General features: G+C 68.6%; 15 protein-coding genes. 10 read left to right on the top strand and 5 right to left on the bottom strand.

Features of this window, described 5'->3' with window-relative positions:
- The first annotated feature begins 4 nt into the window (after positions 1-4).
- From INQ40_RS11565 to INQ40_RS11555, 3 genes are read left to right on the top strand one after another with little or no spacing between them, the layout of a single operon-like run.
- Positions 5-145 (top strand): hypothetical protein, encoded by a 141-nt coding sequence (locus INQ40_RS11565; protein ID WP_194340542.1) that lies wholly within the window; start codon positions 5-7, stop codon positions 143-145.
- Positions 142-741: a cytochrome c oxidase assembly protein gene (locus tag INQ40_RS11560; protein WP_193984719.1), complete on the top strand. Its 600-nt coding sequence runs from the start codon at positions 142-144 to the stop codon at positions 739-741. Before INQ40_RS11565 ends, INQ40_RS11560 begins: the two co-directional genes overlap by 4 nt.
- 38 nt (positions 742-779) lie before the next feature.
- Entirely contained in the window at positions 780-1,658 is an 879-nt protein-coding gene (locus INQ40_RS11555) for a cytochrome c oxidase subunit 3 (RefSeq protein WP_194340541.1), read from the top strand.
- A 185-nt stretch (positions 1,659-1,843) separates the two neighbouring features.
- Here INQ40_RS11555 and INQ40_RS11550 read toward each other — a convergent pair whose 3' ends face one another.
- Positions 1,844-2,050 carry a twin transmembrane helix small protein gene (locus INQ40_RS11550; RefSeq protein ID WP_193984715.1) on the bottom strand — a complete coding sequence of 69 codons (207 nt, stop codon included), beginning with the start codon at positions 2,048-2,050 and terminating at the stop codon, positions 1,844-1,846.
- Between the two features lie 80 nt (positions 2,051-2,130).
- Between INQ40_RS11550 and INQ40_RS11545 the strand changes: the two genes are divergently transcribed.
- The 4 genes from INQ40_RS11545 to cyoE all read left to right on the top strand — a co-directional run bounded on the left by INQ40_RS11545 (position 2,131) and on the right by cyoE (position 5,632).
- Positions 2,131-2,880: an SURF1 family protein gene (locus INQ40_RS11545; protein ID WP_194340540.1), complete on the top strand. Its 750-nt coding sequence runs from the start codon at positions 2,131-2,133 to the stop codon at positions 2,878-2,880.
- The gene (locus INQ40_RS11540) at positions 2,873-3,472 is read left to right on the top strand and encodes a hypothetical protein (RefSeq protein ID WP_194340539.1); all 600 of its coding nucleotides are present in this window, start codon (positions 2,873-2,875) and stop codon (positions 3,470-3,472) included. Before INQ40_RS11545 ends, INQ40_RS11540 begins: the two co-directional genes overlap by 8 nt.
- Before the next feature lie 94 nt (positions 3,473-3,566).
- Positions 3,567-4,700: a COX15/CtaA family protein gene (locus tag INQ40_RS11535; RefSeq protein WP_194342551.1), complete on the top strand. Its 1,134-nt coding sequence runs from the start codon at positions 3,567-3,569 to the stop codon at positions 4,698-4,700.
- Positions 4,700-5,632, top strand: coding sequence for a heme o synthase (cyoE, locus tag INQ40_RS11530; protein ID WP_194340538.1), 933 nt, complete (start codon positions 4,700-4,702; stop codon positions 5,630-5,632). Before INQ40_RS11535 ends, cyoE begins: the two co-directional genes overlap by 1 nt.
- Positions 5,633-5,684: 52 nt before the next feature.
- Here cyoE and dnaG read toward each other — a convergent pair whose 3' ends face one another.
- The 4 genes from dnaG to rpsU form a co-directional block, all read right to left on the bottom strand.
- Positions 5,685-7,406 carry a DNA primase gene (dnaG, locus tag INQ40_RS11525; RefSeq protein WP_194340537.1) on the bottom strand — a complete coding sequence of 574 codons (1,722 nt, stop codon included), beginning with the start codon at positions 7,404-7,406 and terminating at the stop codon, positions 5,685-5,687.
- Positions 7,407-7,500: 94 nt separating this feature from the next.
- Complete coding sequence (locus INQ40_RS11520; RefSeq protein ID WP_228482016.1) at positions 7,501-8,424, bottom strand: YihY/virulence factor BrkB family protein; 924 nt, start codon at positions 8,422-8,424, stop codon at positions 7,501-7,503.
- Positions 8,425-8,469: 45 nt separating this feature from the next.
- A complete protein-coding gene (locus INQ40_RS11515; RefSeq protein ID WP_194340535.1) occupies positions 8,470-8,916 on the bottom strand; it encodes a GatB/YqeY domain-containing protein in 447 nt (148 codons plus the stop codon).
- 179 nt (positions 8,917-9,095) lie between these two features.
- A complete protein-coding gene (gene rpsU, locus INQ40_RS11510; RefSeq protein ID WP_043959185.1) occupies positions 9,096-9,311 on the bottom strand; it encodes a 30S ribosomal protein S21 in 216 nt (71 codons plus the stop codon).
- A gap of 172 nt (positions 9,312-9,483) precedes the next feature.
- Between rpsU and tsaD the strand changes: the two genes are divergently transcribed.
- The 3 genes from tsaD to INQ40_RS11495 all read left to right on the top strand — a co-directional run bounded on the left by tsaD (position 9,484) and on the right by INQ40_RS11495 (position 12,380).
- Positions 9,484-10,506 carry a tRNA (adenosine(37)-N6)-threonylcarbamoyltransferase complex transferase subunit TsaD gene (gene tsaD, locus INQ40_RS11505; RefSeq protein ID WP_194340534.1) on the top strand — a complete coding sequence of 341 codons (1,023 nt, stop codon included), beginning with the start codon at positions 9,484-9,486 and terminating at the stop codon, positions 10,504-10,506.
- A gap of 120 nt (positions 10,507-10,626) precedes the next feature.
- The gene (gene folB, locus INQ40_RS11500; protein ID WP_194340533.1) at positions 10,627-10,992 is read left to right on the top strand and encodes a dihydroneopterin aldolase; all 366 of its coding nucleotides are present in this window, start codon (positions 10,627-10,629) and stop codon (positions 10,990-10,992) included.
- Positions 10,989-12,380 (top strand): mechanosensitive ion channel domain-containing protein, encoded by a 1,392-nt coding sequence (locus tag INQ40_RS11495; RefSeq protein WP_228482015.1) that lies wholly within the window; start codon positions 10,989-10,991, stop codon positions 12,378-12,380. The genes folB and INQ40_RS11495 overlap by 4 nt, the downstream gene beginning before the upstream one ends.
- Positions 12,381-12,389: the final 9 nt, after the last annotated feature.

The raw sequence follows: 12,389 nt of genomic DNA, 5'->3' as shown, positions 1-12,389 counted from the left end.
GAAAATGACCGACCAACGTCCCCAATTGCCCGATGACCTGCTCGCGAGCCGCCGCAAGGCGGCCGTGCGCACCGCATTGTGGATCTGGTTGGTGGCGGTCGTGATCTACGTCGGTTTCATCCTCAGCGGAGTGATCGGCCGATGAGCGGGCAGGATCCAAGCCCGGCCCCGCGCCGGGCCACGACCGGGCTGGCGAAGATGCTGGTGGCCGCTGCGATCGCCTTCGCCTTCAGCTTCAGCCTGGTGCCGCTGTACCGCATCGCCTGCCAGAAGGTCTTCGGCATCCGCATCGACAACACCGCCAGCGACGCGCGCCGGCCGGGCGTGGTGGATGAGGACCGGATGATCACCGTGCAGTTCGACGGCGGCGTGAACTCCAAGCTGCCGTGGGCGTTCAAGCCCGGCGAGGCGAGCATGCAGGTGCGTCCGGGCCAGCAGTACGAGACGACCTACTTCGCCCACAACAAGAGCGACCGCACCATCGTCGGCAGCGCGGTGCCCTCGGTGGCGCCGGCGCGGGCGTCGGGCTACTTCAGCAAGACCGAGTGTTTCTGCTTCACCGCCCAGACCATGGCGGCCGGCGAGTCGCGCGACATGCCGGTGCGCTTCATCGTCGACCCCGGCCTGCCCAAGGACATCAAGACGCTCACCTTGTCCTACACCTTCTTCAAGAACGACTCGCTCACCGCCCAGCAGGCGTCTGCGGACCACCCGGCACCCGTGCCGGTGTCCGCGCCCTGATTGCACCATCGCACCCATTGCATAACGGAACCGCCGCCATGGCCCAAGCCCAAGTCCAAGCACCAGAAGCCTATTTCGTCCCGCACCACAGCCGCTGGCCGATCCTGGGGTCCATCGCCCTGTTCGTGATGATGACCGGCGCTGGCGCCTGGTTGAACCAGACCAGCTGGGGCCGCTGGACGTTCATCGTCGGCGTGGTGCTGATGATCGCGGTGTTCTTCGGCTGGTTCGGCGATGTGATCCGCGAGTCCGTCAGCGGCAAGTACAACCGTCAGGTCGATGTCTCATTCCGGATGGGGATGATCTGGTTCATCTTCTCGGAGGTGATGTTCTTCGGCGCTTTTTTTGGCGCGTTGTTCTACGCCCGGCAGTTGTCGCTGCAGTGGCTGGGCGGCGCGGGCGATGGGATGATGACCAACGCGCTGCTGTGGGACGGGTTCAGCGCGGCGTGGCCGAGCAACGGGCCGGCCGCCATCGGCGGTACCTACCAGACCGTGCCGGCGTGGGGACTGCCGCTGGTCAACACCCTGATCCTGCTGACCTCGGGGGTGACCATCACCGCCGCCCACCACGCGCTGAAGGCCGGCCGCCGCACCGCGCTGCTGGTCGGCCTGGGGCTGACCGTGCTGCTGGGTTGCACGTTCCTGTTCTTCCAGGCCGAGGAGTACATCCACGCCTACTCCGAGCTCAACCTGACCATGGGCTCGGGCATCTACGGTTCGACCTTCTACCTGCTGACCGGCTTCCACGGCGCCCACGTGACCCTGGGCACGATCATGCTGGCGGTGATCTGGTTCCGTTGCCTGAAGGGCCATTTCAGCAAGGACGACCACTTCGGCTTCGAGGCCGTCGCCTGGTACTGGCACTTCGTGGACGTGGTGTGGCTGATGCTCTTCATCTTCGTCTACGTGCTGTAGGCGAGGCGTCCGCGACACGCATCGGAACGACGCGCCGCTGCCGCCCCGAGGGCAGCGCTGCACGCGCAGGCGTCATCCGCCGTCATCACTTGGCGCGCCCGTTAAGCCGACGGTTGGAACCGCGGCCGTCGGCCGCAACGATCGTGGCTACCGTCCCGGCGCGCGGTCTCTCCCGAGCCGGACGCTCAGCCGTTGACGCCGTGAAACTGGATCCAGCCCATCTTGGCGGCGATGACCACCACCAGGATCATCGCGATCGACAGGGCGACGCGGCGGGTCAGGGCGTTGACGGTGCGCTTGCTCTCGCCCTTGTCGACCAACATGTAATACAGGCCGGCGCCCAGGTTCCAGAGAATCAGGATCAGGAAGCCGACGATCACCAGGGTCTTCATCAATATGCTCCAGCGCCGATGCGCCCAGTCCGGCCTTCGGCCTGCGGGTCGACATTATCGCAGCGTGGCGTGGACATGACATGAGTCGCAGGTCGCAGCTTATCGTGGGCTGGTTGCTCGCCCTGGCGGTCATCGCCGGCTTTGCGCGGCTGGGGGTGTGGCAGCTGCAGCGGGCGGTGGAAAAACAGGCGATGCTCGACCAGGCCGCGCAGGTGCTGGCGTCGCGCCAGCCGCTGGGACTGGATACTGCCGCCGATTCGCACTCGCGGGACGGCTACCAGTGGGCGCGCGGCAGCGGCGAGTTCGCTGCGGGCCCGCAATGGCTGCTCGACAACCAGCAGCGCGAGGGGCGCGTCGGGGTCCAGGCCTACCGTATCTTCCGGCCGGACCACGGAATGCCATTGCTGGTCGACCTGGGCTGGCTGCCCCTGCCGGGCGACCGGACGATGCCCTCGGTGGAGCGCCCGGCGGGCCACCTCACCATCGAAGGGCTGCTCTCGCCGCCGCCGTCGGGCGGCATAGCGCTGGGCGCCGGCATGGCCGAGCAGGCCGAGGGCTGGCTGATGCTGCGCGTGGACCTCGCGGCGATCAGCGACGCCGCCGGAACGCCGCTGGCGCCGCGGGTGCTGCGGCTGGACCCGGCCTCGCCGCTGGGATACGAACGCGACCTCGCCCTGCTGCCCAACACCCTGCCACCGGCCAAGCACCGCGGCTATGCGCTGCAATGGTTCGGCCTCGCGCTGGCGGTGCTGGCCACCGCGTTGATCCTCACTTTCCGCACCCCCCGGCGCCGCAGGCGCCTGCCGAACATGGACACCACTGATGAGTAATCCTGAGCCCCCGCCGCCGGTGGATGTGCGCGCACGCAACCGCAACCGCGCGATGCTGGTCGCGATCGGCGTGCTGTTCTTCGGCAGCATGCTGATTGCCGGCGCCCTGCGGTTTTCCGGCTGGCAGCCCGAAGGCCGCAAGAACCACGGCGAGTTGTTGCAGCCGCCGACCGACCTGCGCGAGCTGGTGCCGCAGACGGCCTCGGGCGGCGCGTATCCGTGGAATCCCGGCGAGCGCACGTGGCGGATCATGCTTGCCCCGCCCGACGACTGTGGCAGCGAATGCGAGCGGCTCGCGCACGATCTGGATACGGTCTGGCGCCTGTTCGGCAAGGACGCCGACCGGGTCCACATCCTGTGGGTCTGCGACGGCGCCGCCTGCCTGCCGCCCGGGGATGCGCAGGTGCCGCGGACGCTGCAGGTGGTCCGCGGTGCCGGCCAATGGCGCGAGCGCATCGCTGGCCTGGACGACCCGGCCGGCGTCCCGGTCTACGTGATCGATCCCAACGGGTTCGTGGTGCTGCGCTACGCGCCCGGATTCGACCCCGGCGGACTGCGCGCCGATCTGGCCAAACTGTTGAAGTTGATGTGATCGCGATACTGTCCGCGACACCTTCCAGCCCGCGCCACCGCATGAGACCCGCATGACCGCCGCCCTCCCCGAGCTTCCCTCCGCCCGCGCCGCCATGGTCCGCCCCGCCCGCAACTTCCACCGCCTTGCGTGGATGGCGGTGCTGCTGGCGGTTGGGGTGATCGTGTTCGGTGCGTTCGTGCGCCTGTCCGATGCCGGCCTGAGCTGCCCGGACTGGCCCACCTGCTATGGACGTGCGGCGTGGCCCACCACGGTGGACCAGGGCGACGGCCACGCGGCGCTTGCGATCCGCCCGGTCGAGGTGCACAAGGCCTGGCGCGAGCAGTTCCACCGCATGATCGCCGGCGCGCTCGGTGTGCTGACCCTGGCCTTGGCGCTGCTGGCCGCCCGCCGACGCCAATACGGGATGGCGCAGATCATCGCCGCCTCGCTGATGGTGGCCATCGCGATCCCGCTGTACATGCGCGGTCTGCATCCTCCCGCCGCCGCGCTTGCCGTGGCCGGCGAGGCGGTGCTGCTGTTTGCCGCGCTGCGCTGGAGCAATCTGGACCTGGCGCGGGTCGCGGTCGTCACCCTTGCGGTGATCGTGTTCCAGGCGTTGCTGGGCATGTGGACGGTCACCTGGCTGTTGAAGCCGCTGGTGGTGATGGGCCATCTGCTGGGCGGACTGCTGACGTTCTCGCTGCTGCTGTGGATGGCGTGGCGCGCCACCGACCTGCCGATCCAGCTGGCCGATGCGCTGAAGCTGCGCCGCTGGCTGATGGCCGGGCTGGCGCTGCTCACCGTGCAGATCGCGCTGGGGGGCTGGACCAGCGCCAACTATGCCGCGCTCGCGTGCGGCGTCGACTTCCCGACCTGCGTGGGCCGCTGGTGGCCGCCGACCGATTTCCGCGAAGGCTTCGTGCTCTGGCGCGGCATCGGCGTGGACTACGAGGGCGGGGTGCTGGATGGCGCCAGCCGCATCGCGATCCAGATGGCCCACCGCCTGATGGCCGTGGTGCTGGCCGCCTACCTGCTGTGGCTGGCGTGGCGCCTCGCACGGCGGCCGGGGATGCGCGGATGGGCCAGCCTGCTGGGGCTGGCGATCATCGCGCAGGCCAGCCTCGGCATCGCCAACGTGAAGCTGGCGCTGCCGCTGTGGACCGCGGTGTTGCACAACGCCGGCGCGGTGCTGCTGTTGTTTGTCCTCGTCTCCCTGCTGGCGCGGATTCGCGCTCCGGACGCGTGATGGAGCGTACGTTTGCGACGCTGTGTCGGGAGTACTGGTCGCTGACCAAGCCGCGGGTGGTTGCGCTGATCATCTTCACCGCCGCGATCGGCATGTTCCTGGCCGTGCCCGGATTGCCGCCGCTGAAGGAATCGGTGCTGGGCTTTCTCGGCATCTGGCTGGCGGCGGCCTCGGCGGCGACCATCAACCAGTTGCTGGATGCGCGCATCGATGCGGAGATGGCGCGCACCTCGTGGCGGCCGATCGTGGTCGGCCAGGTCACCCCGCGGCAGGCGCTGGTGTTCGCGCTGGCGCTGGCCGGGCTGTCGATGCTGATCCTGCTGGTGTGGGTGAACGTCCTCACCGCGGTGCTGACCTTTGCCTCGATGATCGGCTACGCGGTGATCTACACCGTCTACCTCAAGCACGCCACGCCGCAGAATATCGTCATCGGCGGGCTTGCCGGCGCGGCGCCGCCGCTGCTGGGCTGGTCGGCCGTGACCGGCATGCAGAACCCGTGGGACTGGGCGCATGCGCTGCTGCTGGTGCTGATCATCTTCGTGTGGACGCCGCCGCATTTCTGGGCGCTGGCGATCTTCCGTCGCGCCGATTATGCCAAGGCGCTGGTGCCGATGCTGCCGGTCACCCACGGGGTGGAATACACGCGCTGGCAGATCCTGTTCTACACCGTGTTGCTGGTGCTGGTGACGATGCTGCCGCGGATCATCGGCATGAGCGGCGATCTCTACCTGGGCGGCGCGGCGGTGCTGGGCGCGGCGTTCCTGTATTACGCCTGGCGCCTGATGGACCCGCCCGACGAGCTGTACGCGATGAAGGTGTTTGGGTTCTCCATCGTCTACCTGATGGCGCTGTTCGCGTTCCTGCTGCTGGACCACTGGCTGCTGCCGTTCCTGCAGCCCGGCTCGCCGCTGGAGTTCGTCCCGGTCGGTTGAAGGCCCTGGAAGCCCGGTGGTCGGAGTGCGGCTGCCCGCAGAGCTGTCGCCGCTAGTCGAAACGGGTGCTCAGCAGCGCGCGCAGCTCGGCCTTGTCCTCATCACTGAGGGTTGCCAGCCGGCCCTGCAGTTCGGTCAGGCGCTGGTGCCGGCTCTGCCGGTCGAGCTGGGCGATGGTGTCAAGCAGGATCGTTCGCGGCGCGGTGTCGTCGCCGGGCACCGTGGTTGCCGCCAGCTTCTGCAGCGCCGCGTGCTCCTCGCGGCCTTCGAAGTGGGCGACCAGAGCGCCGGTGGTGATGTCGGGCCGTTCGAAGATCACCCCCAGCACGTCCAGCAGCAGGTCCACGCCGGGCTGCTGCAGGCTGGCAAACGGGAAGGGCGGCTCGAGTTCCATCGCCAGCGCTGGCTGGTGCAGCAACAGCATGATCGCCGTGCGCACCAGGCTGCGACGCGGTGCCGCCACGCCATGGCTGTTGCGGCTGCGCAGCGCGGCCGGTCGCGGCGCAGATGCCGGCTCGCGTGCGCCTACCCCGGTCAACGCGGTCAGGCGCTGCTGCATCAGGTCGGCGAAGGCGCCGTCGGGGATCTGCGCCAGCAGCGGTTTGGCGCGCTCGGCCAGCCGGCCTTTGCCCTCCAGCGTGGTCAGGTTGGCGTCGACCGACAGCGAATCAAACAGGAACTGCGACAGCGGGGTGGCCGCGGCCAGGCGCTTGTCGAACCCGGCGGCGCCTTCGGCGCGCACGATGCTGTCGGGGTCCTCGCCGTCGGGCAGGAACAGGAAGAACGCCTGGCGGCCGTCCTTCATCCGCGGCAGGATCGATTCGACCGCCTTCCACGCCGCGGCGCGGCCGGCGCGGTCGCCGTCGAAACAGAAGAAGACGTCCGGAGCGTTGCGGAACAGCAGTTCGGCGTGATCGGGCGTGGTGGCGGTGCCCAGGGTCGCCACCGCGGTGTCCACGCCGTGCTGGAACAGCGCAACGACATCCATGTAGCCCTCGACCACGATCAGCCGCGGGATCTTGTTGTGCGCTTGGCGCACCTGCCACAGGCCGTACAGCTCGCGGCCCTTGTGGAACAGCTCGGTTTCCGGGGAATTGAGGTACTTCGGGTTGTCCTGGGCATCCAGCACCCGGCCGCCGAAGGCGATCGCGCGGCCGCGGCGGTCGTGGATCGGGAAGATCACCCGGTCGCGGAACTTGTCGTAGCTGCGTCCGCTGTCGTTGCTGGAGAACAGCCCGCCGCGTTCCAGCAATGCCAGCCGGCGCGGATCGGTGCCCAGCGCGTCGCGCAGCGCGGTGAAACTGTCGGGCGCGTAGCCGATCCCGAAGCGCTCGCGGATGCCGGCATCGACGCCGCGTCCGTCCAGGTAGGCCTGCGCCCGTGTGCTGTGGACCAGCTGGCGCTGGAAGAAAGTCGCCGCCGCGCTCATGGCGTCGAACAGGGCCTGCCCGTCGGGGCTGGCGTTGCGCTGCAGGGTGTCGCGCGGGACTTCCATGCCGGCGTGGCGGGCCAGCTCGTCGACCGCGTCGAGGAACTCGAGCCGGTCGTAGTTCATCAGGAAGCTGATCGCGGTGCCGCTGGCCTGGCAGCCGAAGCAGTAATAGAACTGCTTGGCCGGGGACACGGTGAAACTGGGCGTGCGCTCGTCGTGGAACGGGCAACAGGCGGAGTATTCCTTGCCCTGGCGCTTCAACGGCACCCGCGCGCCGATCACCTCGACCAGGTCGGAGCGGGCGAGCAGGTCGTCAATGAAGGCGTCGGGAATACGGGCCATACAGGGGTGTCCGGCGTGTCCGTCGGACATCCGTCTCGTCAGGAAGGGGACGTTAGGATGCCACCGACGCCGTACCGGTGCGCGCCGGCTGGGCTCAGGCAGTGGGGGCGTGGTTGGTCGCCGCCGGATCCGCCGCGGCGGTCGCCTCGGCGGCGTCGCCGGCTGCGTGCTCGTCGGCCAGTCGGCGCTTTACCCGCGCGTGTTCATCCAGCATCGCGGTGATCAGCGCGCCGACCAGGAACACCACCGCGCAGTAGTACAGCCAGACCAGCATCACCACCAGGCCGCCGGCCGGGCCGTAGGCGTTGCCCAGCGTGGACTGGCCCAGGTACAGGCCGATCGCCCAGCGCCCGACCATGAACAGCGCCGAGGTCATCGCGCCGCCCAGGAGCGCCCGTCGCCGGCTGACCGGGCGGTCCGGCAGCAGGCGGTAGATCAGCGAGAACACGACCGTATAGAGCAGGAACGACACCAGTTCCGCCAGCACCGGCATCAGGTCGGGCAACCAGCGCAGCATGATCGCCAGCGCCGCCTGCGCGGCCATCGAGACCACCAGCAGGAAGCCCACCCCCAGCGCCATGCCGAAGGACAGCAGGCGCTTGCGCAGCCAGGCCAGCATGCCGCCCAGTCGCGCCGCATCGCTGCGGAAGACCCGGTTCAGCGCCACCTGCAGCTGGCCGAACACCATCGATGCACCCACCAGCAGCGCGATCGCGCCCAGGCTCGCCGCCAGCGAGCCGGTGCCGGGCCGCTCCTCCGCATTGGCGACGATCAGGCGCGCGGTCTGCTCGACCTGCGGGCCGACAAGCAGGCCGATCTGATGGAAGAACTCGCCCTGCGCGGCGGGGTACAGCGAGGTCGTCAGCCACAGCAGCATCACCACCAGCGGCGCCAGCGAGAGCAGCGTGTAGAACGACAGCGCCGCGGCGAGGGCGAGGATGTCGTAGGCGATGAACCGCTGGACAAACTTCGCCGGCCAGCTTTGCTGGAGTCGCTCGGTGAGCTCGCGGATGCGCATATGACGGTCCGTCATGGCTTGGTGGTCGGTTGCCGCAAGACGCGCTTACGCGCTCAGGCGCTGCTTCACCAGCTTCGACACCAGGCCCATGTCGGCCTGGCCGGCGAGTTTGGGCTTCAGCACGCCCATCAGCTTGCCGATGTCGGCCGGCCCGGTCGCACCGGTTTCGCTGACGGCCGCGTCGATGGCGGCGCTGATCGCCGCTTCGTCCAGCTTGGCCGGCAGGTAGCGCTCGATCACCAGGATCTCCTCGCGCTCGATCACGGCCAGGTCCTCGCGCGCGGCCGCTTCGAACTGGCTGACCGAGTCGCGCCGCTGCTTGACCATCTTGTCCAGGATCGCCAGCACCTGGGCGTCGTCCAGTTCGATGCGCTCGTCGACTTCCTTTTGCTTGATCGCCGCCAGCATCAGGCGGATCACGCCCAGATCGTGCTTGGCACCGCTCTTCATCGCGGTCTTCATGTCGTCGGTAAGCTGTTGTTTCAGGGGCATGGCGGGTTCTCGGCGGGAAATCGGCGAACACAAAAAGCCGGCGGCGCATCGTGGCGCGGCCGGCTTGCTGCTTGAGGCCCGGACCGCGGCGTTGCCGACGGGGTCAGGGTAACTGGGTCGAACGGATTCTGATCAACAGCGCCTTCACAGCGCCGGATCGGATCCATTCGACCAGGCGATCAGTACAGGCGCTGACGCTTGGTCACATCGCGGGCGACGCGACGGGACTGGCGCTTGACGGCGGCTGCGGCCTTGCGCTTGCGCTCCTGGGTCGGCTTTTCGTAGTACTCGCGCTTGCGGGTCTCGGCGAGGACGCCGGCCTTTTCGCAGGTGCGCTTGAAGCGACGCAGGGCAAACTCGAATGGCTCGTTTTCGCGGACTTTAACGGCGGGCATGCGGGATCTCGGTTCGGGTGAACTGCCCGGCAAGTCCGGGCGAGCCGCATATGATAGCGAGACAGGCATCGCCAGTGCAAGTCGCCGCCCGGGCGCGACCCGGATACGTCCCGTTGTGGTGGCTGGAGTACCCTGCTGGCATCCCCGATTGCGGTCAGGCCGCATACCGCCAATGAAAGTCCTGGGCATCGAAACCAGTTGCGATGAAACCGGCGTGGCCGTCTACGACACCCGCGACGGCCTGCTCGCGCATGCGCTGTACAGCCAGATTTCGCTGCACGCGGAGTATGGCGGCGTGGTGCCCGAGCTGGCCAGCCGCGACCACGTGCGCAAGCTGCTGCCGCTGATCCGCCAGACGCTGGACGAGGCGGGCATGGCCGTGTCCGACATCGACGGGGTGGCCTACACCGCCGGTCCCGGTCTGGTGGGCGCGCTGCTGGTGGGCGCCGGTGTCGCCCGGTCGCTGGCCTGGGCGCTGGACAAGCCGGCCATCGCCGTCCACCACATGGAAGGCCACCTGCTGGCGCCGCTGCTGGAGGACGACCCGTTGGGCCGGCCGGAGCCGCCGTTCGTGGCCCTGCTGGTGTCGGGCGGGCACACCCAGCTGATCGCGGTGGAGGCGATCGGCAGCTACCGGCTGCTGGGCGAGACCCTGGACGATGCCGCCGGCGAGGCCTTCGACAAGACCGCCAAGCTGATGGGCCTGCCGTATCCCGGCGGGCCGCAACTCGCCGCGCTCGCGGGCCAGGGCACGGCCGGGGCGTACCGTTTCCCGCGGCCGATGACCAATCGCCCGGGGCTGGATTTCAGCTTCAGCGGGCTGAAGACCCAGGTCATGCTGGCCTGGCGCGACAGCGACCAGTCCGGCCAGGCCCGGGCGGACATCGCGCGCGCGTTCGAGGAGGCGGTGGTGGACACGCTGGCGATCAAGTGCGAGCGCGCCCTGGAAGCGGCCGGCTGCGAGACGCTGGTGGTCGCCGGCGGGGTGGGCGCGAATGTGCGGCTGCGGGAGAAACTGCAGGCCATGGCCGTCCGGCGCGGCGGCCGGGTCAGCTTCCCGCGGCCGGCGTTCTGCACCGACAACGGCGCGATGATCGCCTTCGCCGGCGCGCTTCGCCTGCAGGCCGGCCAACACGGCGATGCCGCCGTTCAGGTCTGGCCGCGCTGGGACATGGCGACCCTGCCGGCGCTCTGAGCGGCGGTACGACGGGGTATCGACCGACCGCGCCCGCGCGCATCTCCACGCGCACGACGCCCAATCTATTTTTTTCATGCACTGCTCGATCGCGCAGTTGACACACACAGGTAACCGTTAATGGACAAGGTATTCATCGAAGGGCTGCAAGTGGAGGCCCTGATCGGCATTTACGACTGGGAACGCCGGATCCGGCAGCCGCTGGTCTTCGACGTCGAGATGGGCTTTGACAACCGGATTCCGGCCGCCAGCGATGCCATCGAGGACACCCTCAACTACAAGGCGGTCAGCAAGCGGATCATCGCCTACGTCGGCGAGTCCGACTTCGGCCTGGTCGAGACCCTGGCCGAGCGCGTCGCGGCGCTGATCCTGGAGGAGTTCGGGGTGGCCCATGTGCGCCTGAAGCTGGGCAAGCCCGGCGCCGTGCGCGGTGCACGCTCGGTCGGCGTGATGATCGAACGCTCGGCCGCTAGGGTGGCGCCATGACCCTGCTCGAAAACCTGGCCTTCCTGGAGCCGCTCCAGGCCTACCCCTACACCTACACCGTGCTGCAGCTGGCCGGCCTGGCGCTGGCTGCGTGGCTGGCCAACTGGCTGACCCGGATGATCCTGGTCCGGGTCGTCACCCGCGTGGTGCAGGCCACGCCGATGCGCTGGGACGATGCGCTGATGTCGCCCAAGGTGCTGGCACGGCTGGCCAATATCGTGCCTGCGCTGATCATCGCCAGCGGCATCGCCGCGATCACCGACCTGCCCGCGGGGTTGGAGACGGTGGTGCGCAATGTGGCCTGGGCGTTCGTGGTGCTGACCATCACGCTGGCGATCAGCAATGTTCTGGACGCGGTCAACGAGCTGTACGTGAGAGGCAGCAGCCGCGCCAACGAGCGGCCGATCAAGGGCTACCTGCAGGTCGTCAAGCTGGTGGTCTACGTGTTTGCGGTGGTGGTCATCATCGCCACCCTGATCGACCGTTCGCCGCTGCTGTTGCTGTCGGGCTTCGGCGCGATGAGCGCGGTGGTGCTGCTGGTGTTCAAGGACACCATCCTGTCGCTGGTCGCCAGCATCCAGCTGGCCAACAACGACATGCTGCGGGTGGGCGACTGGATCGAGATGCCCGCCCTGCAGGCCGATGGCGACGTGATCGACATGGCGCTGAACACGGTCAAGGTGCAGAACTGGGACAAGACCGTCACCACCATCCCGACCTACCGCCTGATCAGCGACAGCTTCAAGAACTGGCGCGGCATGCAGGAGTCCGGCGGGCGGCGGATCAAGCGCTCGCTGCTGATCGACCAGTCCTCGGTGCGCTTCCTGGAACCCGAGGAGCGCTCGCGCCTGCGCCGGATCGCCCTGATCGACGAGTATCTGGACGACAAGCGCCACGAGCTGGAGGCCTACAACGAGAACCTGCTGGCCAAGGGCAAGGACCCTGTCAACACCCGCCGGGTGACCAACATCGGTACCTTCCGCGCGTATGTCTATCACTACCTGCGCGCGCATCCGGGCATCCACCAGGACATGACCCTGCTGGTGCGACAGCTGGAGCCGGGGGCAACCGGCCTGCCGCTGGAGCTCTACTGCTTCACCAACAGCGTGGCCTGGGCGGTGTACGAGAACACCCAGTCGGACATCTTCGACCACCTGATCGCGATGCTGCCCGAGTTCGGCCTGCGCCTGTACCAGGCGCCCAGCGGCGCGGACGTGTCGGCGCTGGTGACGGGTCGGCAGTCGCCGATGGCGGATGCGATCGATCCGGGCATCGGTGCCAGGCTGGACCAGCCCGACGGGGATGACGAGGCGGCCACGGACGAGGGCGACGGCGCGCCGCGGGCATTGCGGCCCCACGCCGGTACGTCGGACAACCTGGAATCATGACCGGAGCGC

The organism is Lysobacter sp. H21R4 (genome assembly GCF_015277535.1).
Classification (GTDB): Bacteria; Pseudomonadota; Gammaproteobacteria; order Xanthomonadales; family Xanthomonadaceae; genus Novilysobacter; species Novilysobacter ciconiae.
Note: the sequence above shows the minus strand (reverse complement) of the source record. Positions and strands in the feature narration are given on the sequence as shown.